Below are 21,309 nucleotides of genomic sequence, written 5' to 3'. Positions count from 1 at the left end.
GTGAGGTGGCGCTGTGCGGGGGCTACCCGGTGGTGGAGGCGTCGACGCCGGGGGCGGCGGTGGGAGTGGGGAGGGCGGTGAGAGCCGGATCAGTGGTGGGCGTCGTGGTGGGGGTGGCCGACGGAGCGGGGGTGAGGGTGGAGTAGGCCTCGAGGGCGTTCGTCAGGACGGGAACGAGGAGCTCCTTGCCCTCCTCGGACCCGTACTGGAAGTAGACCGGCAGCAGGCTGCCCGGGACGGTGTCGAGGTCAGACATCTCGACCGACTCCGAGCTGTCGGGACCGATCTCGGTGCGACCGGGGACGAGTTCGGCCTCCGCGCTCGTCCGGCCCGAGCTCGAGTCGTACTGGACCTCGAGCGTCTGCGACTCGGAGCCCGAGTTGACGATCGACACCACGAGCGTGCCCTGCTCGCCGTCCTCCGAGATGATCATCGCGTTGCGGATGGCGAGATCGCCGATCGTCGCGCCGACGCCGTCGCTGGGGTCGTAGATCTTGCGGGTCGCCTGAGGGGCGACGAGATTGCAGCCTGCGGTAGCGAGGGCGACGCCGACCGCGAGAACGACGGATGCAGCGATACGCGCCTTCACAGGATCCTCCAGATCGTCGGCCCTGCTCGCCCCGGACAGGGCGGATTCACTGTGCACGAGCCGGCACCAGGCTAGCGTAGCGAGAGCCGTGGCGCCGTCCGGCCGACTCCCTCCCGTCTCGGCGCTCATGATAATCTGTCCGCCGCTGAAAGGACGTCGCATGCAGTTCGAGGTCGGAGAGACGGTCGTCTACCCTCATCACGGAGCCGCCACCATCGCCGAGGTGAAGACCCGGACGATCAAGGGCCAGGAGAAGACGTACCTGAAGCTCCGCGTCGCCCAGGGCGATCTCGTGATCGAGGTGCCCGCCGACAACGTCGATCTCGTCGGGGTCCGCGATGTCATCGGCCGCGAGGGCGTCGACCGCGTGTTCGAGGTGCTCCGTGCCGACGTCGTGGAGGAGCCCACCAACTGGTCGCGTCGCTACAAGGCCAACCTCGAGAAGCTCGGCTCGGGCGATGTCGTGAAGGTCTCCGAGGTCGTCCGAGACCTCACCCGCCGCGACCGCGAGCGGGGTCTCTCCGCCGGAGAGAAGAGCATGCTCGCGAAGGCGCGCCAGATCCTCGTCTCCGAGCTCGCCCTCGCCGAGAAGACCGACGAGGACGCGGCCTCGCTCCTCCTCGACGAGGTCCTCGCATCCTGAGCACGTCGGTGACGCCGCCCACCGCGGCCGTCGTCGTGGTCGCCGCGGGCAGCGGCACGCGGCTCGGGCGCGAGCGGCCCAAGGCCTACGTCGACTGCGCGGGGACGACCATCCTCGAGCGCAGCCTCCGCACCGTGCTGCTGCTCGCCGAGCCGGTGCAGATCGTGGTCGTCGCGCCGGCGGCCCTCGTCGACGAGACGGTCGAACTCGCCAGGGCCGCGGGCGCAGCCGACGGCTCGGTCGTCGTCGTGGCCGGAGGCTCCACCCGTCAGGAGTCCGTCGCCCGCGGTCTCGCAATGCTCTCCCCGGGCATCGAGACCGTCCTGGTGCACGATGCTGCGCGTGCGCTCACCCCGCTGGGTCAGTTCGAGCGCGTGATCGCGGCGGTGCGCGCGACCGGGGGCGGAGTCGTCCCCGGTCTTCCCGTGACCGACACCATCAAGCGGATCGGCGCCGATCGCGCCGTGCTCGACACGGTCGACCGCTCACTGCTCGCGGCGGTGCAGACGCCGCAGGGTTTCCCGAGGGTCCTGCTCGACGAGGCCTACGCCGGCGCCGAGGAGGAGTTCACCGACGACGCGGCGCTTCTCGCCTCGCGAGGCGGTGCCTCGGTCGTCGTGGACGGCGATCCGCTCGCCTTCAAGATCACCACCGCGTGGGACCTGGCCCGGGCGGAGCAGCTCCTCGCTCCTCCGCCCGCTGTCCTCGTGCCGCGGGTCGGCATCGGTACCGATGTCCACGCCTTCGACGACGGATCCCCCCTCTGGTTGGCCGGCCTGCTCTGGCCCGGCGAGCGCGGACTCTCCGGTCACAGCGACGGCGATCCGGTGGCCCACGCGATCTGCGACGCACTCCTGGCCGCGGCCGGTCTCGGCGACATCGGGTCGCGGTTCGGGACCTCCGACCCGCGCTTCGAGAACGCCCACGGCGAGGTCTTCCTCCGTGCCACCCGCGAACTCGTCGAGGCAGCCGGGTTCACGATCGGCAACGTGGCGGTGCAGTTGATCGGCAACCGACCGAGGTTCTCGCCGCGGCGGGAGGAGGCGCAGGTCCTGCTGTCGAGCCTGCTCGGTGCCCCGGTCAGCGTCGCCGCCACCACCTCCGACTCTCTGGGCTTCACCGGGCGCGGCGAGGGTGTCGCAGCCACAGCGACCGCGCTCGTCCTCCCCAGCCCTGCGATCCCGCGGTAGTCCCCAGCCCAGCCCGCGGGCCCGGGTCGGAGCGGTCCGACCGGTAAACTCGCCGCGTGACTCTGCGACTGCATGACTCGAAGGCTCAGGCCCTCGTCGATTTCGTCCCCCTCCGAGAGAACGAGGTCGGGATGTACGTCTGCGGACCCACCGTGCAGTCCTCTCCGCACATCGGCCACCTCCGCTCGGCCCTCGCCTACGACCAGCTGCGCCGCTGGCTGCGCTACCGCGGGTACCACGTGACGCTGGTGCGCAACGTCACCGACATCGACGACAAGATCCTCGCGATCGCCGAGGAGTCGCGCCGTAACGCTCCCGACGATGCTCCGCCGGAGCAGTGGTGGGCGCTGGCCTACCGCGTCGAGCTCGAGTTCACCGCTGCCTACACCGCGCTGGGCATCCTCCCGCCGACCTACGAGCCCCGCGCCACCGCGAGCATCGCCGAGATGATCACGCTCATCCAGACCTTGATCGAGCGCGGACACGCCTACCCGGCCCCCGACGAGTCCGGAGACGTGTACTTCGACACGCGATCCTGGCCGGACTACGGCGTTCTCACGCACCAGCGGCTCGAGAGCATGGAGGCCGCGACCGACGCCGATCCCCGCGGCAAGCGCGATCCGCACGACTTCGCCCTCTGGAAGGGCGCCAAGCCCGACGAGCCGGAGTCCGCCTCCTGGGCCTCGCCGTGGGGGCCCGGCCGACCGGGCTGGCACATCGAATGCTCCGCCATGTCGACGAAGTACCTCGGCACGCAGTTCGACATCCACGGCGGCGGGCTCGACCTGCGCTTCCCGCACCACGAGAACGAACTGGCGCAGTCCGGAGCCGCGGGCCACGCCTTCGCCAGCTACTGGCTGCACAACGGGCTCGTGTCGGTGACCGGTCAGAAGATGAGCAAGTCCCTCGGCAACTCCGTCTTCGCCTCCGAGCTGCTCGACTCCGCTCGGCCGCTCGTCGTGCGCTACTACCTCGGCTCTGCGCACTACCGCTCCACCCTCGAGTTCCACGACGGCGCGCTCGAGGAGGCGGAGGCCGCGCTCGAACGGATCGAGGGCTTCCTCGACCGCTCGCGTCGACGCCTCGAGGGCACTCGTTTCGCAGCCCTCGGCGAGCCCGCGGTGCCCGAGGAGTTCGCCGAGGCGATGGACGACGACCTGTCGGTACCGCAGGCGGTCGGCGTCCTGCACGAGACGGTGCGCGCCGGCAACGCCGCCCTCGACGCCGAAGACCTCGGCACCGTCTCGGCGCTGCGTACGCAGGTCCTCGCGATGTCCGCCGTGCTCGGCATAGACCCGGAGGCGCCCGAGTGGGCGCGCTCCGACGACGAACCTTCGTACCGCGCGCTCAGCGTGCTGGTCGACCGCCTGGTCGCCGAACGTCAGATCGCGCGCGAGCAGCGCGACTGGGCGAGCGCCGACCGCATCCGAACCGATCTCGTTGCGGCGGGAATCACGATCGAAGACACCCAGACGGGTGCGCATTGGAGTCTCGATGGCGAATAAGCCCGGCCGCCCAGGAGCGGTCCGAAAGAAGAGCAAGGGCAAGGCCGTCGGTTCCGGCGGTCAGGGTCGGCAGGCCCTCGAAGGCAAGAAGCCCACGCCGAAGGCCGAGGACAGGCCCTACCACCCCGCGGGCAAGGCGAAGCTCGCACGCGAGCGCTTCGTCGCGGCCGGCGGCAAGGGCCGACCGGGCAGCGCGCTCTCGACCGCCTCCCGCGGGCAGGGCGCCCGGCGACCTCGCGCAAGCCCAAGAGCGGCGACGAATCCGAGATGGTGACCGGGCGGAACTCCGTGCTCGAGGCGCTCCGTGCCTCGATCCCGGCGACGGCCCTCTACCTGGCGACCCGCATAGAGATGGACGACCGGGTGAAGGAGGCGCTCAAGATCGCCACTGCGCGCGGCTTGCCTGTGCTCGAGGTGATGCGTCCCGAGCTCGACCGACTCGCCGGCCCGGACTCGGTGCACCAGGGCCTCGTGCTCAAGGTGCCGCCCTACGAGTACGCGTACCCCAGCGACCTGCTCGAGCGCAGCGTCTCCCGCGGAGCCGTGCCCCTCCTCGTCGCGCTCGACGGCATCACCGACCCCCGCAACCTCGGCGCGATCATCCGCTCCGTCGCGGCCTTCGGCGGGCAGGGCGTCATCGTGCCGCAGCGACGCTCGGTGGGCCTGAACTCGGCCGCCTGGAAGACCTCGGCCGGTGCCGCCGCCCGCATCCCCGTCGCCATGGCGTCCAACCTCACGGCGATGATCAAGGACTACAAGCGCGCGGGCGTCTTCGTCATCGGCCTCGACGGCGACGGTGACGTCTCCCTTCCCGGCCTCGAACTCGCCGACCGTCCGCTCCTCGTCGTCGTCGGCAGCGAGGGTAAGGGGCTCTCGCGCCTCGTCACCGAGCAGTGCGACGCGGTCGTCTCCATCCCGATCAGCTCTGCGACGGAGTCGCTCAACGCGGGGATCGCTGCGTCCGTGGCCCTCTACGAGATCTCGAAGCTCCGGTCCTCCTAGGCGCGCCGGAGCGGCGATCTGCGGCGTTGTCGTCGGGCGCCGATACCGCCTGTCGAGCTTCCTCCTCCGCCTTGCACCCGATCGCACCGGCACCGGCGCGACATCCTTCGAGGAGAAGGAGGAGGCGAGCGGGGGCGGGGTTCTCGCGGGGGTCAGACGTTCCTGGTCCAGTCGACGTCGGCGTCCTCATCGGTCAGCTCGGCATCGCCCGCCGCATCGATGACCAGGTTCGGGAGGGTCAGCGCCTCGGTGGGCGGTGCGATGACCGTCGCCTCGTCGCGGCGGTGACGGAGGATGTCGTTGACATACGCGGTCACTGCCTCGGCGAGCGGGACGTCGCGAGCCTGCTGCTGCGACATGAACCAGCGGTGCTCGAGCAGCTGGTGGAACATCTCGGCGGGCTCAAGGCGACCCTTGAGGTCGCGGGGGATCGAGCGGATGACCGGCTCGAACACCTGCGCCAACCACTCGTGCGCCACCATCTCCTCGTCCAGCCCCTGCTTGTCGTAGGTCGCCGTGTACGAGTCGAGATCGTTCAAGAGGCGTCGCGCCTGGTTCTCCTGGGCATCCAGGCCAGTCAGGCGCAGCAGACGACGCTGGTGGTGGCCGGCGTCGACGACCTTCGGCTGGATCCGCACCGTCGACCCCGACTCGTCGGTCTTGATCGCAAGCTCTTCGATGTCGAACCCGAGGTCGTTCAGGCGGTTCACTCTGTCATTGATGCGCCAGCGCTCCGAGGTCGCGAACGACTCGGCGCCCGTCAGCTCCTTCCAGAGGCTCCGGTACGCCGCGACGATGCCGTCCGACACGGTGATCGGATCGAGGTCGTCATCGACGCGACCGCCCGCCTCCAGATCGAGCAGCTCGCCGGCGATGTTGACGCGGGCGATCTCGAGGTCGTTCTCGCGCTGGCCGTTCGACAGGCCGCCGGAGTACAGCTGGCCCGTCTCCGCATCGACGAGGTACGCCGCGAAGGCTCCCGCGTCACGGCGGAAGAGGGTGTTCGAGAGCGAGACGTCGCCCCAGAAGAAGCCGATCACGTGCAGGCGCACCAGTAGGAGCGCCAGCGCATCGACGAGACGGGTCGCCGTATCGGGACGCAGCGTCTGCGAGAACAGCGCGCGATAGGGCAGCGAGAACTTGAGGTGCCGCGTGACCAGCACGGCCGGGAGCTCGTCGCCCTCGTCGCTCGTGCGGTTCGTGATGACTGCGCCGGGCTCGACGCACGGGACGTCGAGACGCTGCAGGGTCTTGAGCATCTCGTACTCGCGGCGTGACATCTCGGCGGTGGTCTCCTTGACCGCGACGACGTGCCCCGAGAGGTGCGCGAAGCGCACCGTGTGCCGCGAGATTCCCTTCGGGAGCGCGGCGATGTACTCGTCGGGCCAGTCGTCCAGCCGAAGATTCCAAGGCAGGTCTAGCAGAGCCGGATCGACGGTGGCCGAGGTGATGTTCAAGGAGCCGGGCATGGTGCGCCGTTCGTGTCGTGAGGCGGACGGTGGAGGAGCTCCAACGGACGCTGCCGCCGCCCGGAGAGGACGGCGGCAGCGCGTGCGCGGGAGGTGCGGCGACTCAGGAGAGGCGCTCGCCCGACTCCGCGTCGAAGATGTGCACGCGGTGGTTCGCGGTCACGTAGACGCGGTCGCCCGCGGTCGGGTGCACACGGCCGTCGACGCGGGCGACGATGTCGGTGCGGCGCCCCTCCACCTCGGTGTGGCCGTAGAGGTAGCCGTCCGAGCCGAGCTCCTCGATCAGGTCGACCTCGATCGGCAGGCCGCCGGGCTGGGTCGACACGGTGACGTCCTCGGGGCGCACGCCGAGCGTGACGACCTTCTGGTTCGTCTTTGCGAGCGCCTCGCGGGCGATCGGGAGGACGGTGTCACCGAACTTCACACCGCCGTCGGTGACGTCCGCGTGGAACAGGTTCATCGCGGGCGAGCCGATGAAACCGGCGACGAAGACGTTGTTCGGGTTCTCGTACAGGTCTCGGGGCGAGCCGACCTGCTGGAGGAGGCCGTCCTTGAGCACTGCGATGCGGTCGCCCATGGTGAGCGCCTCGGTCTGGTCGTGGGTGACGTAGACCGTCGTGATGCCCAAGCGGCGCTGGAGGGTCCCAATCTGCGTGCGGGTCTGGACGCGGAGCTTGGCGTCGAGGTTCGACAGCGGCTCGTCCATGAGGAAGACCTGGGGCTTGCGGACGATCGCGCGGCCCATCGCGACGCGCTGGCGCTGACCACCCGAGAGGGCTTTGGGCTTGCGGTTGAGGTAGGGCTCGAGGTCGAGCATCTTCGCCGCCTCGAGGACGCGCGCCGCACGCTCGTCCTTGTTGATACCGGCGATCTTCAGCGCGAAGCCCATGTTCTCGGCGACCGACATGTGCGGGTACAGCGCGTAGTTCTGGAACACCATCGCGATGTCGCGGTCTTTCGGCGGCACATCCGTGACGTTGCGGTCGCCGATCAGAATGCGGCCCTCGTTGACCTCTTCGAGGCCCGCCAGCATGCGCAGAGAGGTGGACTTGCCGCAGCCGGACGGGCCGACGAGAACGAGGAACTCGCCGTCGCCGACCTCGAGGTTCAGCTTGTCGACGGAGGCACGCGTGGCCCCGGGGTAGACGCGGGACGCGTGGTCATAGGTAACGGACGCCATTGTTCTTGCTCCTTCACCGGCAGGTACGTGCCGGACGATCCGAGTGAATGGAAGTGATGGTCATCATCGCGATGGGCGACTCCGGCCAACCGTCCCAGTATGCCACGCGGCCGACAGACGTCGGCCGAGCGTCGCGTATCCGTCGTTTGGAGGTTTCCCAGGGCTCCCGCGTAGGATTCCGGCGAGTCGCAGCCTGAGCGGCACACCCATCCCCTTCTCTCACTCGGAGCGTCCTTGTCATGACCAACGGCGGAGCCAATGACCGTCTCTCGAAGAACCAGCGACGAGAGGCCGCCAGAGAGAAGGCGCGCCGACTCCGCGAGCAGCAGAAGCGCCGCGACCGCGTGAGCCGCTTCGCCCTGCAGGGCGGGCTGGCCGTCGTCGTGATCGCGGTCGTCGCGATCGTGGTCTTCGCCGTCACCTCGAGCATCCGCCCGGCGGGTCCGGGTCCGGCCAACATGGCCAGCGACGGCGTCGTCGTCGGCGAGAACATGGTGGCTCGGACGAGCCCCGCCCTCCCAGCCGACGGCACCCCCACTCCCAGCGCGCTCGACACGTCATCGGGCACGGTCGACATCCGGGTCTACCTCGACTACCTCTGCCCCTACTGCGGGCAGTTCGAGCAGACCAACGGCGACCAGATCAAGGAGTGGGTGACCAGCGGCGCCGCGACGGTCGAGATCCACCCGATCGCCATCCTCACCACGCGCTCCAACGGCACCAAGTACTCGGAGCGCTCCGCCAACGCCGCCGCCTGCGTGGCCGACACCTCTCCCGACTCCTTCTTCGACTTCAACTCGCTGCTCTTCGCTAACCAGCCGGCCGAAGGAACGGATGGGCTCTCGGACGACCAGCTCAAGGACTACGCGGCCCAGGCCGGGGTCGAGGACGCGGCGGCGGTGAACAGCTGCATCGACGACCAGAGCTTCGTGAGCTGGGTGCGCGCGGCGACCGAGCGCGCGACGTCAGGCCCCCTGCCCGGCACCGATGTCCCCGCCGTCACGGGCACCCCGACCGTCCTGGTCAACGGCGAGGCCTACTCCGGCTCGCTGACCGACCCGGACGCCTTCAGCTCCTTCGTCCTGTCGGCGGCAGCAGACTCCTACTCGTCGGCGACGCCCGCACCGACCGCCACCGACTCACCGGCTCCGGACGATGCTCCCGCCACGACCGATACCACGACCGAGGCGCCTGCGCCGGCCGAGTCCACCCCGGCAGCGGCTGGTTAGACACACACATCGACGAAGGCCCCGGCTGCGCAACGCGCGTCCGGGGCCTTCGTCCTTTGTGAGCCGACGACGGGACTTGAACCCGTAACCGCCCGATTACAAGTCGGGTGCGCTACCAATTGCGCCACGTCGGCAGGTGCGCTCGCGCACCCGGACACCCTATCGCGGGCCTCGGGACGGATCCGCCCCGAGGCCCGCGACAGCCGCTCAGGGCTGGAGGACGCTGAGGTGCCGGTCAGCCGGCGCAGGCCTTTTCGGCCCGCCGATCTTCCCGTCGGGACGGCCGACGTAGAGCCAGCCGAGCAACTCCTCGCCCTTCTCAAGGCGGTGCGCCTTCCGCACCGCCTTGGCGCGCGTGTAGGAGCCGGTGCGCCAGAAGACGCCCCAGCCCGCTTCGTCGAGTAGCAGGCTGAGGAGGTGCGCGACGCCGGAGCGACCGCCTCCTGCTCCCAGGCCGGGACCTTCGACTTCTTGACACTGACCACGACGGCGAGGAGCAGTGAGGCACGGTGGGTCTTCTCGATGTACCTGCGCCCGTCCTTCTTGGCGCCGGAGGCGGCCGCGAAGCTGCGACCGATCCGGTCGCGAGCGGCTCCGCGGATCTCGATCACACGCCACGGACGCAACGAACTGTGATCAGCGAGCCGTGAGACCGCGGAGACGAGCGTCGCGATCTCCTCGTGTCCCGGCGCCTCGGCCGTGACCTTCGAGCGCGATCGGCGCGCGAGGACGGCTTCGAGGACGGGGGAGGAGGACACTCTCACTCGCCCTCGGGCGTGAACTCGAGCGCGACCGAGTTCATGCAGTAGCGATCGCCGGTGGGGGTGCCGAAGCCGTCGGGGAAGACGTGGCCCAGGTGCGAACCGCAGTTCGCGCAGCGGACCTCGGTGCGCACCATGCCGAGTGTGCTGTCCTCGATCAGCTGGACCGCGTCCGGGTCCACCGACTCGTAGAAGCTGGGCCAGCCGCACCCGGAGTCGAACTTCGTGCCGCTCTTGAACAGCTCGGCGCTGCACGCAGCGCAGGTGTAGAGGCCGGAGCGGTGCTCGTCGAGCAGCTCGCCCGTCCACGGGCGCTCTGTGGCGGCCTGGCGCAGCACGGCGTACTGCTCGCGGTCGAGCTCCTCGCGCCACTCGGCGTCGGTCTTGTTCACAGAATACGACGACATGGGTCTCCCTAGGAATCCTCGCCAGTGTACGGGGGAGGTCGCTCCCCTCCTCTTTCCCTCAACCCCGTCCTGCGCGGGCGCATTCCGTGATCGCGACCGTGCTCGGGCGTCTCCTGGTCGAGATCGCGCGGGATCGCGCTCGCTGTCGGTCGGAGCGCCTCCGCGGGGTGCCGGCCGTCCTCCTTACTGTGGAGAGATGAGCACGACGACGGACCCGACCTCCGGCACCGGCCTCTCCGAACGCGACCTGCGGGTGCTCGCCTTCGAACGCGAGTGGACGTCCCGCTCGGGCGACAAGGACGACGCGATCCGCTCCCAGTTCGGGCTTTCGGCGGCCCGCTACTATCAGGTGCTCAGCGCAGTGCTCGCCTCACCGGCCGCTCTCGCTCACGATCCGATGCTCGTCTCGCGGCTGCAGCGCATCCGCGACCAGCGCGCCGGCGCCCGCGCCGCGCGACGCCTCGGGCGCCTCGAGTAGACGAGCTGCTCGAGTCCACCAACGGAAGGCCGGCCGTACCCCCGATGTCGAATACGCACCCGAGAGACCGCTTCGACGAGATCCCGGCCACGGAGGGCCGCATCGGCGCGCACCGCCGTCCGCCGGCTCCGCACGCCCGAGCGATCGCCTTCGCCTGGGCTGCCCTGGCCACCGGCGTGATCGTCCTCCTCGGCTTCATCGGGCTGCTGGTCATCGACAATCGCGTGCAGTTCACCGACGTCTTCACGGCGCCGACCGATGCGGCGGGAGCGTCGTCGGCGCCCACCGCGGTCGCGACCGTCGATCCGTCCCTCGGAGTCGCCGTGCTCAACGGCACCGCGACGGCCGGTCTCGCCGCCAGCGCGGGCGATGCCCTCACCACCGCGGGCTGGAGCGTCCCCACGGTCGCGAACGCGAACACCGAGAACGTCGCCACCACCACCGTCTACTACACCGATCCGGCGCTCGAGGGCGCAGCGCTCGGGCTCGTCGGCTCCCTCGGCACGGGTTCCGTCGCCCTCTCACAGGACTTCGTCGAGACCGGTGCCGTTGTGGTGGTCCTGGGCGCGACTACGTGGCCGCCCAGGGCTGATCCGGCTCCTCTGTTACAGCCACGTTTCCCCCGTGTTGAATCCCGGGCAACTCTTTGCCCCGCTGGCGCTTCCGGCCCTGTCGAGGCAGAACCGTGCGGTTAGGATTCCGAACCAGGCACCAGCGCATCGCTCGTGCCGCGGGCAGCACAGCACTGGGGAGTACAGAGATGGCGAACGGAACCGTCAAGTGGTTCAACGCTGAGAAGGGCTACGGCTTCATCACCGTCGACGGCGGAGGTCAGGACGTCTTCGTCCACTACTCCGCCATCGACATGTCGGGATACAAGGTCCTCGAGGAGGGCCAGCAGGTCGCGTTCGAGGTCGGCACCGGGTCGAAGGGCCCGCAGGCCGAATCGGTCCGTCCGGTCTGATCGAGACTGCTCGAGGAGCCGTCGTCCGCCTGGTGCGGACGGCGGCTCCTTCTGTTGCGGCGGTCGCGGCGGTCGCTTGCACTCCTCCACCGCGAGTGCCAGAATCGGTCTTGGCACTCGCTCCAGTCGAGTGCCAGCACAGAAACTTTCACGACGTCCGGGAGGGACGAGAAACACACATGGCCAAGATCATTGCTTTTGACGAAGAAGCCCGCCGCGGCCTCGAGCGTGGACTCAACACTCTGGCTGATGCGGTCAAGGTGACCCTCGGCCCGCGTGGCCGCAACGTCGTCCTCGAGAAGAAGTGGGGCGCCCCCACCATCACGAACGACGGTGTCTCCATCGCCAAGGAGATCGAGCTCGACGAGCCGTACGAGAAGATCGGCGCCGAGCTGGTCAAGGAGGTCGCCAAGAAGACCGACGACGTTGCCGGTGACGGAACCACCACCGCGACCGTCCTCGCTCAGGCGCTCGTCCGCGAGGGTCTGCGCAACGTCGCCGCCGGTGCGACCCGATCAGCCTCAAGAAGGGCATCGAGAAGGCCGTCAAGGCCGTCACCGCCGAGCTCGTCGCCGGCGCGAAGGCCATCGAGACCAAGGAGGAGATCGCCGCGACCGCCTCCATCTCGGCGGCGGACCCGGAGATCGGCGCGATCATCGCCGAGGCGATCGACAAGGTCGGCAAGGAGGGTGTCGTCACCGTCGAGGAGTCGAACACCTTCGGCACCGAGCTCGAGCTGACCGAGGGCATGCGCTTCGACAAGGGCTACCTGTCGCAGTACTTCGTGACCGACCCCGACCGCCAGGAGGCGGTGTTCGAGGACCCCTACATCCTCATCGTCAACTCGAAGGTCTCGAACATCAAGGACCTGCTCCCTGTCGTCGACAAGGTGATCCAGGCGGGCAAGCAGCTGCTGATCATCGCCGAGGACGTCGACGGAGAGGCGCTGGCGACCCTGGTCGTCAACAAGATCCGCGGCATCTTCAAGTCGGTCGCCGTCAAGGCCCCCGGCTTCGGCGACCGCCGCAAGGCGCAGCTCCAGGACATCGCGATCCTGACCGGCGGCCAGGTCATCTCCGAGGAGGTCGGCCTCAAGCTCGAGAACGTCACCCTCGACCTGCTCGGCTCGGCCCGCAAGGTCGTCATCACCAAGGACGAGACCACGATCGTCGAGGGTGCCGGCGACGCCGAGGCCATCGCCGGTCGTGTCGCGCAGATCCGCGGCGAGATCGAGAACACCGACAGCGACTACGACCGCGAGAAGCTCCAGGAGCGCCTCGCGAAGCTTGCCGGTGGTGTTGCGGTCATCAAGGCCGGAGCGGCGACCGAGGTCGAGCTGAAGGAGCGCAAGCACCGCATCGAGGACGCCGTGCGCAACGCGAAGGCCGCCGTCGAGGAGGGCATCGTCGCCGGTGGTGGCGTCGCCCTCATCCAGGCCGGCAAGATCGCCTTCGAGAAGCTCGAGCTGGTCGGAGACGAGGCGACCGGCGCGAACATCGTCAAGGTGGCCATCGACGCCCCGCTCAAGCAGATCGCGCTGAACGCCGGTCTCGAGCCCGGTGTCGTCGCTGCCAAGGTCCGCGAGCTGCAGACCGGTCACGGCCTCAACGCCGCGACCGGCGAGTACGTCGACCTCATCGCTGCGGGCATCATCGACCCGGTCAAGGTCACCCGCTCGGCCCTGCAGAACGCGGCGTCGATCGCCGGTCTCTTCCTCACCACGGAGGCCGTCGTCGCCGACAAGCCCGAGAAGAACCCGGTCGCTGCTGGCGGCGACCCCACCGGAGGCATGGACTTCTAGTCCGTCTCCGACTGCACAGAAGGCGGTTCCCCTCCGGGGGAGCCGCCGTCTGTGTGTGTGCGGGTCCATGTGGGCGCCGATCGGCTGTCCGGCGCCTCCCTTCGCCCCGTCAGCCTCCGCCTTGCACTCCGGCTCGGCGGATCGCGTTCCGTTCGGTGTTCGCACACAACCGTCCCTTCCTGCGAGCCGCAGGCCCGAGGGTGATCCGGAGACGCGCGGCTCCAGGGTCGACGGGTCAGACGGAGGCGGGTGACGTCTCGCCGTTCTGACCGACCGTCAGCAGCGGCAGGGCGACGCGGAACGTCGCGCCGCCGCCGGGGGTCTCGACGACGTCGACGCGGCCCTTGTGGGCGGCGACGATCGAGGACACGATCGCCAGGCCCAGACCGCTGCCTCCTGTCTCGCGGGTGCGCGACGTGTCCGCGCGCCAGAAGCGCTGGAAGATCTTCTCGCGGATCTGCGGCGGGATGCCCTCGCCGTGGTCGATGACCTCCAGCAGAGCAAGCCTTCGCGAGCGATCGACGGCGACGCCGATCTCGATCGGAGTGTCCTCGGGCGTGTAGCGGACCGCATTGCCGATCAGGTTGGTCAGCACCTGGCGGATCTTGTTCTCCTCCGCCATCACCAGCGCGGGAACACCGGGCGCCTCGGGAGCAGTGGCCGTACCGGCGGCGATCTCCTCGGCCTTCACCCGGCGCGGACGTCGGCGGAACCGGGCGAGCCGCGCGCCGGCGGCGAGGATCGGGCCGGTGAGCCCGGGATTGGACAGCTCCATCGGCTGAGTCGCCGAAGCGTCGGCCTCGTCGGGCTCGAGCGCCGGGGTCTCGACCGGAGTGTCGTCGCGGGTCTCGACGCCGAAGTCGCGGTCCGGCCACGACGCCATCGCATCCATCGCGGCGTCGCGCGCGAGGGGCATGAGGTCGACGGGGGCCAGCGCGAGGGGCTTGGTCTCGTCGAGGCGGGCGAGTTCGAGCAAGTCCTCCACGAGGCCGCCCATCCGGATCGCCTCTTTCTCGATGCGTTCCATCGCCTGGCCCACTGCCTCGGGGGTCTGCAGCGCGCCCATCCGGTACAGCTCGGCGTAGCCGCGGACCGAGACGAGAGGAGTGCGCAGCTCGTGGCTCGCATCACCGACGAACCTGCGCATCTGATCGATGGTGCGCGCGCGATCGCGGAAGGCGGAGTCGATCCGCCCCAGCATCGCATTGAGCGAGCGGTTGAGCCGGCCTACCTCGGTGTTGGGAGTCGTGCTGTCCAGGCGCTGGCTGAAGTCGCCGTCGGCGATGGCGGCGGCGGTCTGCTCGACCTCGCGGAGCGGGGCGAAGGTCGTGGTGACGAGCAGGCGGGTGAGGAGAGCGCCGATCACGACGATCGCGACTCCGAAGCCGAGGAAGATCGTGAGGTAGGTCGTCATGATGTTGTCGACGCTGCGGGTCGACACGGCGAGGAGCAGGGTCTCGTAGCCGGCGCCCTGGGAGTAGACCGTCGACAGCGCGTGATATTCGATCTTGCCGTTCGCGCTCCAGATGTCCATCGTCTTGTCCCCGCTCTGGAGGGCCTGCTCGATGGTGAAGACCTCGGGGAACTCGGGGGCCGCCGCTCCCGCAGCGTTCGTGCTGTACAGAGCGCCGTTGGGCGCGTAGACCGCTCCGTAGTCGGCCTTGGAGTCGTCCAGCGCGGCGATGCCGCGGACCGCCAAGTCGCTCGCGGTCTTCTGCGCCTGGTCCGTCAGCTGCGCGTCGAGCTGTGCCACCAGCTGAGGCTTGAGCATCGTCATCGTGCCGATGCCGGAGACGAGCAGCCCGAGCGTTAGCAGGAGCACCGTCACTGCGGTGATCTTCGTGCGCAGCGAGATGGAGTTCCACCGCTCGGCCAGACCCTGGTGCATGGCGGTGGAACTCCCTCGGGATCGGCAGCGTCGCGCCTCCGATCGGAGACGGGCGCCGAGGCGCGGAGACTATGCCTTCGCGACCTTCAGCATGTACCCGAATCCTCGCTTGGTCTGGATGAGCGATTCCTCCGAGTGCGTGTCGAGCTTACGGCGGAGATACGAGATGTAGGACTCGACGATGCCCGCATCGCCGTTGAAGTCGTACTCCCAGACGTGGTCGAGGATCTGTGCCTTGCTGAGCACCCGGTTGGGGTTGAGCATCAGATAGCGCAGCAGCTTGAACTCGGTGGGGCTGAGCTCGACCGGCTCGTCCCCGACGAGGACCTCGTGGGTGTCCTGGTCCATGGTCAGCTCGCCGGCGCGGATGACCGCGTCCTCTTCCGCGTGCATGGTGCGACGCAAGATCGCCTTGATGCGCGCGACGATTTCGTCGAGGCTGAACGGCTTGGTGACGTAGTCGTCGCCGCCGACGGTGAGGCCGGTGATCTTGTCCTCGGTGTCGTCCTTCGCCGTGAGGAAGAGGATCGGCGACGTGTACCCGGCTGAGCGGAGGCGCTTGGTGACGCCGAAGCCATTCATGTCCGGCAGCATGACGTCGAGGATGATCAGGTCCGGCTCCTCCTCGAGGACCGCGGAGATCGCCTGCGCCCCGTTGCCGACCGCCCGCACGGCGAAGCCGGCGAAACGGAGGCTCGTGGTGAGCAGGTCTCTGATGTTGGGCTCGTCGTCGACGATGAGAATGCGGGGTCCGTCCATGCACGCCAGTATCTGGCCGTCGGCTGTACAGAGTCTGGGAGCCGAGTGGCCGGGCGCTCTATGGTCGCCCGGCGGCGCGGAACGGCGGAGTCAGGACTGGGCGCGGCGGCGCCGGACTCCCACGATGAGCATCGCGATCATCATCACGAAGGCGATGGGGAGGCCCACGAGCGGAACGGCGAAGACGAACTGCCACAGCGGACCCGTGTACGCCCGGACGCCGAGAGCGGGAGCGACGAGGATCGCGAGGAACGCGAGGACCGTCATGATGATGATCGCGATGAACATGTAGGCGAGGGTGCGCTCCGCGCGTCCGATGCCGCGGGCTCCTGTGGCTTCACCTGTCAAGGATAGGGCGGTCACGGTCGACTAAACTGATGGCTGCTTCATTTCCAGGAGGGGTCCGCATGCCTACCGGCAAGGTCAAGTTCTACGACGAGGAGAAGGGCTTCGGCTTCATCAGCACTGATGACGGCCAGGAGGTCTTCCTGCACGCTTCCGCGCTGCCCTCCGGAACCGCGGTCAAGGCCGGCAGTCGACTCGAGTTCGGCGTCGCCGACGGCAAGCGCGGTGCGCAGGCGCTCTCGGTGCGGGTCCTCGACACGCCGCCGAGCCTGGTGAAGCTCAATCGCAAGTCGGCGGACGACATGTCCGTGATCGTGGAGGACACGGTCAAGCTGCTCGACGGGATCGGCGCCGGGCTCAAGCGGGGCCGTTACCCCGACAAGGCACACGGCCGGACGATCGCCGCGCTCCTGCGCCGGGTTGCGGACGAGCTGGATGCCTGACGCGGACGAGACGACCTCCGGCCAGGAGCCGCGCGAGGACGCTCCGGCTTCGGAGGCTGCACCGGCGGAGTCCCCTGAGCCCGCAGGATCGGGATCGGGCACGACCGACTCGAGTGCTCCCGGGGGCGAGGGGTCGGAGGCGGACGCGTCCCTCGGCGAGGCCACGGCGGTCGAGGACGGTTCGGAGAGCGAGCAGCCGGCTGGGATCGAGCCCGTGTTCGAGCCCGACCCGGTGCTCGCGGCATCGGTCGATGTCGCGCGCGCTGCGCTCGCCGAGATCACGCCCGCGGAGACCATCGGTGACCTGGTGGACACGGTGGCGCAGGGCGAGCACGTGCTCTCGCTGCAGTTCGCCAACCGCATGCGCGGGTATCCCGGCTGGCTGTGGACGGCGACGCTCTCGCGGATCGACGAAACCGAGGGTGTGGCCGTGCTCGAGGTCGAGCTGCTCCCAGGAGAGGGAGCCGTGCTCGCTCCGGACTGGGTGCCGTGGTCGGTCCGGCTCGCCGACTACCACGCGGCGCAGGAGGCCGCCGGTGAGGAGGTCGACGACGAGACGGACGACCTCGACGAGGACGATCTCGACGACTCCGCAGATGAGGACGACGACTCCGATCTCGAGGGCGATCTGGACGACGATGCCGGTCTCGAGGGCGACGATCCGGAGGACGACGCCGAGGACGATGAGGGCGAGGACTCCGCCGACGACTCGCCGGAGTACTCCGATGACGACTCCCGCACGGGCGCGCGCGAGGTCGCTGCTCCCACCCGTCGCCGACGTCGGCGACGCTGACACGACCGGCCGCCGGACCGCAGCGCTGCCCATGACGATCGACTCCGACACCCGCATCGCGTATCCCGACGGCGCGACCCGCACAACCGGTCGAGTGCAGCACCTCTCTGCACTCGAGGACGGACGCTGGGCGGTCGTCCTCGATGCGACGGCGGCGCATCCGGTCGATCCGACCTGGCCCGATCAGGGGGCCGACCGCGGCGCCCTCGTCCTGGCCGGGGAGAGCCTCGATCTCCTCGACTGCCGGATCGGCGCCTGGCAGGACGGCGAGCTGCACGTGGGCGATCGCCTGCCCGCTCGGCTGGGCTCGGCGGGCTGGAGCTTCGTCGTCGTGCACGTCGTGCAGGACGCCTCCTTGCTCTCGCTGGGCGATGCGGTCGAGGTCGAGGTCGATCCGGAGTACCGTGGTCGGCTGTCGCGGGGCCACACGGCGTGCCATCTCGCCTCCCTCGCGCTCAACGCAGCCGTCGCGTCGTTCTGGTCGAAGCCCGCCCGCGCCGACTCCCTCGGCAGCCCCGACTTCGATCAGGCGGCGATCCGGACGTCGGTGATCCGCGAATCCGGATCGACCGACGTCTACCGCCTCGGAACCTCGCTGCGCCGCAGCGGCGTCGACATCGCCCGGCTGGTCGCGGAGACGGCGGCGGTGCAGAGGCGCATCGACGGCCTGCTCGCCGAGTGGATCGCCACCGGCGCGGACGTGGAAATCCACCGAGACGACGATCTGCTCAGCACCCGCCGAACCTGGCGCTGCACGCTGCCGGCGGGTCCAGCAGCGATCCCCTGCGGCGGCACGCACGTCGACCGCCTCTCGGAGTTCGCGCAGCTCCGCGTCCGGCTGGTGGTCGAGAACGAGGGCACGAGCCTGCGGATGGAGACGGACGCGCTCTAGTCGTTCAGCGCGGTCAGCGGCGGTTGCGGCTGTAGAAGAGCCCGATCGTGCCCAGGACCAGCCCGATCACGACCGTCGAGAGCACGACGGGCGGGGCGACGACTCCCACCGCCGCTGCCACGAGCACCGCCACGAGCGCGACCGCCCAGGCGATGCAACCGACCAGGAGCGCCGTCGCGTCATCGCTCTCGTAGGGAGGCGGGCTCGGCCGCCGCTCCTCCTCGCGCAACCACAGACGCATCGGCGCGCCTCAGTCGGCCAGTCGCTCGAGGACGTAGTCGATGCAGGAGAGCAGCGAGCGGACGTCGTCGGGCTCGATCGCGACGAAGGTGGCGACCCGCAGCTGGTTGCGGCCGAGCTTGCGGTAGGGCTCCGTGTCGACAATGCCGTTCGCGCGGAGGACCTTCGCGACGAGGGCCGCGTCGACCGCGGCATCGAAGTCGATGGTCGCGACGACCTGCGAGCGGTGGTCCGGGTCTTGGACGAACGGAGTGGCGAGCGAGGACGCCTCGGCCCAGTCGTAGAGGGCGGAGGACGACTCCGCGGTCCGCGCCGACGCCCAGGCGAGTCCGCCGGAGGCGTTCATCCACTCGAGCTGCGACTCCATCAGCAGCAGGGTCGAGAGGGCGGGAGTGTTCAGAGTCTGGTTCAGGCGGGAGTTGTCGACGGCGTTCTTGAGGCTGAGGAATTCGGGGATGTAGCGGCCGCCGGCGGCGATGCGCTCGATCCGCTCGATCGCTGCGGGGGAGAAGAGGGCGAACCAGACGCCGCCGTCCGAGGCGAAGTTCTTCTGGGGCGCGAAGTAGTAGACGTCGGCCTCAGCGAGGTCCACGTCGATGCCGCCGGCCGCGCTCGTCGCGTCGACGACGGTCAGTGCTCCCTCGTCGCCGCGGACGCGCCGCACGGGCGCCATGACTCCGGTGCTCGTCTCGTTGTGGGGCCAGGCGTAGACGTCGATCCCCTCGACGATCTCGACCCCGCTGCGCGAGCCGGCGGGGGCGGCGACCACGTGCGGGGGCTCGAGGAACGGAGCGGAGGCGGCGGCGGCGAACTTCTGCCCGAACTCGCCGAAAGTGAGGTTCTCGGCGCGGCGCTCGATGAGGGAGAAGGCGGCGGCGTCCCAGAAGGCGGTCGAGCCGCCGTTGCCGAGCAGCACCTCATAGCCGTCGGGGATGCGGAACAGGGTGGCGAGGTGCTCGCGGACACGGCCGACGAGATCCTTCACCGGAGCCTGGCGGTGCGAGGTTCCGAGGAGGTGCGCACCCTGGGTCGCGAGGTGGGCGAGCTGGTCGTGGCGCACCTTGGACGGGCCGCAGCCGAACCGTCCGTCGTGGGGGAGAAGCTCGCGAGGAATGGTGAGGTCCGGCATGCGTTAATACTAGGGTTCCCGGCCCGTATCCCCCTCCGAGCGACGGAGGTCTGCGTCGTGCCGCAGCGCCGATGCTGCGTCGTGCCGCGCACTAAGGTTGAGCGCGCCGAGACGGGAAGGCTGAGATGACGGATCTGATCGACACGACCGAGATGTACCTGCGCACCATCCTCGAGCTCGAGGAGGAGAACATCATTCCGCTGCGGGCGCGCATCTCGGAGCGACTCAGCCACTCCGGCCCCACGGTCTCGCAGACGGTCGGACGGATGGAGCGCGACGGCCTCGTCGTCGTCTCGGGAGATCGTCACCTCGAGCTCACATCGGACGGACGCCGCAAGGCGATCCACGTCATGCGCAAGCACCGTCTCGCCGAGCGGCTCCTCCACGACGTCATCAAGCTCGACTGGGAGTTCGTGCACGAGGAGGCGTGCCGCTGGGAGCACGTCATGAGTGAGCAGGTGGAGCGGCGGCTCCTCGAGATGCTCGACCACCCGACGGAGTCGCCCTACGGCAACCCGATCCCCGGGCTCGACGAGCTCGGCGACTCTCCCGCCTCGCGTTTCGCGGACGGGGTCATCAGCCTGCCGCGCTTCGTCGCCGGGACCACCGAGCCCCGCCGAGGTGTGGCGCGTCGTCTGGGCGAGCCCGCGCAGGTCGACCCCGAGCTCCTCCTCCAGCTCAAGCAGTCCGGCGTCATGCCGGGTGCGGAGGGAGAGTTCTCGGCGCTCAATGGATATGTGCTCGCGCGCATCGATGGCGCGGAGGCGGGCATCGAGCTGCCCAACGAGGTCGCGGCGCACATCTTCCTCGTCGTCTGAGATCGTCCACGAGGAGGACGACCATCGGTCGGAGGCCGACGCTGCGGGCGGGTCCTCCGCCGATCCGCGACACAGCGGACCGCGGGGCCGAGGCGAGCACGCTCGCAGTGCCGAGCTCCACCAGTGCATCGGGGACCTGCTCCGTGGTCGGGGAGCGGTCTCTTCCCGCCGAGAAGGTGACAAATCGGTAACGGTCGCTTACGCTCTGTGGAGCCCTGCGGCCGAGCCTCGGCCTCGTGGCGCGGGATCCGACGTCCCCTCGCCCGTCTCGGATCCTGTTCACACCGATGCCTCGCGCATGAGACGGGACAGCTGCCTGGGCTGACGGGACGTCGGAGGATCTTCCCTTTTGCCCCAGAATCCCGTCACCCCCAACGACGGCGCCGGTTCCCCCGACCGGTTCCGCTCCACCCACCCGAACCACTCGAGCAACGCCTCCTTCGAGAACCAGCCGCCGGTGATCAGGGCGCGGATCGGCGGAGACGCGCCGGTCGCCCGCCGTGCCGTGCCCGTCGCGCCGGTCCGTGGTGCCGACGTCACCGACTTCGTCCCGTCGCCTGCGGGCACCCCGCGCAAGCGTCGCGGCCGGGCCGTGGGCAAGGTCGCCATGGTCGGCTTCGCCGGCGCTCTCGTCGCGACGATGGCTCTCCCCGCCTACGCCTTCACCCCGGGCAGCCAGGACGACGGGCTCTTCTCCGCCTCCCGCGCGATCTCCTGCGTCAGGGCGAGGCCCAGACCGTCGCCGTCGCGGGCGGTGTCGTGCAGGCCGCCATCGCCCGAGACG

General features: G+C 69.5%; 21 protein-coding genes, 1 tRNA gene and 4 pseudogenes. 15 read left to right on the top strand and 11 right to left on the bottom strand.

All coding sequences use genetic code 11. The features are described from left to right. Positions 1 to 22 precede the first annotated feature (22 nt). Positions 23 to 589 carry a hypothetical protein gene (locus ACH61_RS17330; protein ID WP_082845091.1) on the bottom strand — a complete coding sequence of 189 codons (567 nt, stop codon included), beginning with the start codon at positions 587 to 589 and terminating at the stop codon, positions 23 to 25. Positions 590 to 749: 160 nt separating this feature from the next. Between ACH61_RS17330 and ACH61_RS07420 the strand changes: the two genes are divergently transcribed. The 4 genes and pseudogenes from ACH61_RS07420 to rlmB all read left to right on the top strand — a co-directional run bounded on the left by ACH61_RS07420 (position 750) and on the right by rlmB (position 4,929). Further along, a complete protein-coding gene (locus ACH61_RS07420; RefSeq protein ID WP_068210502.1) occupies positions 750 to 1,232 on the top strand; it encodes a CarD family transcriptional regulator in 483 nt (160 codons plus the stop codon). Next, complete coding sequence (locus ACH61_RS07415; RefSeq protein WP_068210499.1) at positions 1,229 to 2,422, top strand: bifunctional 2-C-methyl-D-erythritol 4-phosphate cytidylyltransferase/2-C-methyl-D-erythritol 2,4-cyclodiphosphate synthase; 1,194 nt, start codon at positions 1,229 to 1,231, stop codon at positions 2,420 to 2,422. The genes ACH61_RS07420 and ACH61_RS07415 overlap by 4 nt, the downstream gene beginning before the upstream one ends. A gap of 56 nt (positions 2,423 to 2,478) precedes the next feature. Beyond that, on the top strand, positions 2,479 to 3,927 hold the full coding sequence (gene cysS, locus ACH61_RS07410; protein WP_068210495.1) for a cysteine--tRNA ligase: 1,449 nt from the start codon (positions 2,479 to 2,481) through the stop codon (positions 3,925 to 3,927). Then, a pseudogene (gene rlmB / locus ACH61_RS07405) lies at positions 3,917 to 4,929 on the top strand (23S rRNA (guanosine(2251)-2'-O)-methyltransferase RlmB). The gene cysS and the pseudogene rlmB overlap by 11 nt, the downstream one beginning before the upstream one ends. Before the next feature lie 152 nt (positions 4,930 to 5,081). On the opposite strand, the gene ACH61_RS07400 reads toward rlmB, so the two are convergent. Together ACH61_RS07400 and ACH61_RS07395 are read right to left on the bottom strand one after the other, a co-directional pair. Continuing rightward, on the bottom strand, positions 5,082 to 6,398 hold the full coding sequence (locus tag ACH61_RS07400) for a DUF4032 domain-containing protein (protein WP_068210484.1): 1,317 nt from the start codon (positions 6,396 to 6,398) through the stop codon (positions 5,082 to 5,084). A 103-nt stretch (positions 6,399 to 6,501) separates the two neighbouring features. Further along, on the bottom strand, positions 6,502 to 7,578 hold the full coding sequence (locus tag ACH61_RS07395) for an ABC transporter ATP-binding protein (protein WP_068210483.1): 1,077 nt from the start codon (positions 7,576 to 7,578) through the stop codon (positions 6,502 to 6,504). 239 nt (positions 7,579 to 7,817) lie between these two features. Between ACH61_RS07395 and ACH61_RS07390 the strand changes: the two genes are divergently transcribed. Further along, entirely contained in the window at positions 7,818 to 8,807 is a 990-nt protein-coding gene (locus ACH61_RS07390; protein ID WP_068210481.1) for a DsbA family protein, read from the top strand. 61 nt (positions 8,808 to 8,868) lie between these two features. Here ACH61_RS07390 and ACH61_RS07385 read toward each other — a convergent pair. Further along, positions 8,869 to 8,941: transfer RNA gene (locus ACH61_RS07385), tRNA-Thr, on the bottom strand. 283 nt (positions 8,942 to 9,224) lie between these two features. Here ACH61_RS07385 and ACH61_RS19010 point away from each other — a divergent pair. Next, positions 9,225 to 9,443, top strand: a complete 219-nt coding sequence (locus tag ACH61_RS19010; RefSeq protein ID WP_068210480.1) for a hypothetical protein — start codon at positions 9,225 to 9,227, stop codon at positions 9,441 to 9,443. On the opposite strand, the pseudogene ACH61_RS19005 reads toward ACH61_RS19010, so the two are convergent. Both ACH61_RS19005 and msrB read right to left on the bottom strand, forming a co-directional pair. Further along, a pseudogene (locus tag ACH61_RS19005) lies at positions 9,383 to 9,565 on the bottom strand (nitroreductase family protein); the annotation flags it as partial. The gene ACH61_RS19010 and the pseudogene ACH61_RS19005 sit on opposite strands and share 61 nt — an antisense overlap. Positions 9,566 to 9,567: 2 nt before the next feature. After that, entirely contained in the window at positions 9,568 to 9,975 is a 408-nt protein-coding gene (gene msrB, locus ACH61_RS07375) for a peptide-methionine (R)-S-oxide reductase MsrB (RefSeq protein WP_068210477.1), read from the bottom strand. A gap of 196 nt (positions 9,976 to 10,171) precedes the next feature. On the opposite strand from msrB, the gene ACH61_RS07370 reads away from it, so the two are divergent. From ACH61_RS07370 to groL, 4 genes and pseudogenes are all read left to right on the top strand, one after another. Then, positions 10,172 to 10,453 (top strand): DUF3263 domain-containing protein, encoded by a 282-nt coding sequence (locus ACH61_RS07370; RefSeq protein ID WP_068210474.1) that lies wholly within the window; start codon positions 10,172 to 10,174, stop codon positions 10,451 to 10,453. A 44-nt stretch (positions 10,454 to 10,497) separates the two neighbouring features. Beyond that, entirely contained in the window at positions 10,498 to 11,148 is a 651-nt protein-coding gene (locus tag ACH61_RS07365) for a LytR C-terminal domain-containing protein (protein ID WP_068210471.1), read from the top strand. 65 nt (positions 11,149 to 11,213) lie between these two features. Continuing rightward, positions 11,214 to 11,417, top strand: coding sequence for a cold-shock protein (locus ACH61_RS07360; protein WP_068210468.1), 204 nt, complete (start codon positions 11,214 to 11,216; stop codon positions 11,415 to 11,417). A 179-nt stretch (positions 11,418 to 11,596) separates the two neighbouring features. After that, positions 11,597 to 13,218: pseudogene (gene groL / locus ACH61_RS07355) on the top strand (chaperonin GroEL). Between the two features lie 235 nt (positions 13,219 to 13,453). Here the strand turns inward: groL and ACH61_RS07350 are convergent. The 3 genes from ACH61_RS07350 to ACH61_RS07340 all read right to left on the bottom strand — a co-directional run bounded on the left by ACH61_RS07350 (position 13,454) and on the right by ACH61_RS07340 (position 16,228). Next, entirely contained in the window at positions 13,454 to 15,106 is a 1,653-nt protein-coding gene (locus ACH61_RS07350) for a sensor histidine kinase (protein ID WP_068210466.1), read from the bottom strand. 69 nt (positions 15,107 to 15,175) lie between these two features. Further along, a complete protein-coding gene (locus ACH61_RS07345) occupies positions 15,176 to 15,865 on the bottom strand; it encodes a response regulator transcription factor (protein ID WP_055787731.1) in 690 nt (229 codons plus the stop codon). Positions 15,866 to 15,955: 90 nt separating this feature from the next. Continuing rightward, the gene (locus ACH61_RS07340) at positions 15,956 to 16,228 is read right to left on the bottom strand and encodes a hypothetical protein (RefSeq protein ID WP_236713593.1); all 273 of its coding nucleotides are present in this window, start codon (positions 16,226 to 16,228) and stop codon (positions 15,956 to 15,958) included. Positions 16,229 to 16,272: 44 nt separating this feature from the next. Here ACH61_RS07340 and ACH61_RS07335 point away from each other — a divergent pair, with 44 nt between their 5' ends. From ACH61_RS07335 to ACH61_RS07325, 3 genes are read left to right on the top strand one after another with little or no spacing between them, the layout of a single operon-like run. After that, positions 16,273 to 16,653, top strand: coding sequence for a cold-shock protein (locus ACH61_RS07335; protein WP_068210460.1), 381 nt, complete (start codon positions 16,273 to 16,275; stop codon positions 16,651 to 16,653). Beyond that, positions 16,646 to 17,446: a DUF3027 domain-containing protein gene (locus ACH61_RS07330; RefSeq protein WP_082845090.1), complete on the top strand. Its 801-nt coding sequence runs from the start codon at positions 16,646 to 16,648 to the stop codon at positions 17,444 to 17,446. Before ACH61_RS07335 ends, ACH61_RS07330 begins: the two co-directional genes overlap by 8 nt. Next, positions 17,379 to 18,338 (top strand): alanyl-tRNA editing protein, encoded by a 960-nt coding sequence (locus ACH61_RS07325; RefSeq protein WP_236713592.1) that lies wholly within the window; start codon positions 17,379 to 17,381, stop codon positions 18,336 to 18,338. The genes ACH61_RS07330 and ACH61_RS07325 overlap by 68 nt, the downstream gene beginning before the upstream one ends. A gap of 13 nt (positions 18,339 to 18,351) precedes the next feature. Here the strand turns inward: ACH61_RS07325 and ACH61_RS07320 are convergent, their stop codons facing one another. Both ACH61_RS07320 and serC read right to left on the bottom strand, forming a co-directional pair. Then, on the bottom strand, positions 18,352 to 18,579 hold the full coding sequence (locus ACH61_RS07320) for a DUF2530 domain-containing protein (protein ID WP_068210457.1): 228 nt from the start codon (positions 18,577 to 18,579) through the stop codon (positions 18,352 to 18,354). A gap of 9 nt (positions 18,580 to 18,588) precedes the next feature. After that, positions 18,589 to 19,707 carry a phosphoserine transaminase gene (serC, locus tag ACH61_RS07315; protein ID WP_068210454.1) on the bottom strand — a complete coding sequence of 373 codons (1,119 nt, stop codon included), beginning with the start codon at positions 19,705 to 19,707 and terminating at the stop codon, positions 18,589 to 18,591. 125 nt (positions 19,708 to 19,832) lie between these two features. Here serC and ACH61_RS07310 point away from each other — a divergent pair, with 125 nt between their 5' ends. Both ACH61_RS07310 and ACH61_RS07305 read left to right on the top strand, forming a co-directional pair. Continuing rightward, positions 19,833 to 20,525 carry a metal-dependent transcriptional regulator gene (locus ACH61_RS07310; RefSeq protein WP_068210451.1) on the top strand — a complete coding sequence of 231 codons (693 nt, stop codon included), beginning with the start codon at positions 19,833 to 19,835 and terminating at the stop codon, positions 20,523 to 20,525. Between the two features lie 349 nt (positions 20,526 to 20,874). Next, positions 20,875 to 21,309 (top strand): annotated as a pseudogene (locus tag ACH61_RS07305) (hypothetical protein); the annotation flags it as partial.

It is taken from the genome of Rathayibacter tanaceti (genome assembly GCF_001634385.1).
Lineage (GTDB): Bacteria > Actinomycetota > Actinomycetes > Actinomycetales > Microbacteriaceae > Rathayibacter > Rathayibacter tanaceti.
This window is presented reverse-complemented; position numbering and strand designations above follow the sequence as displayed.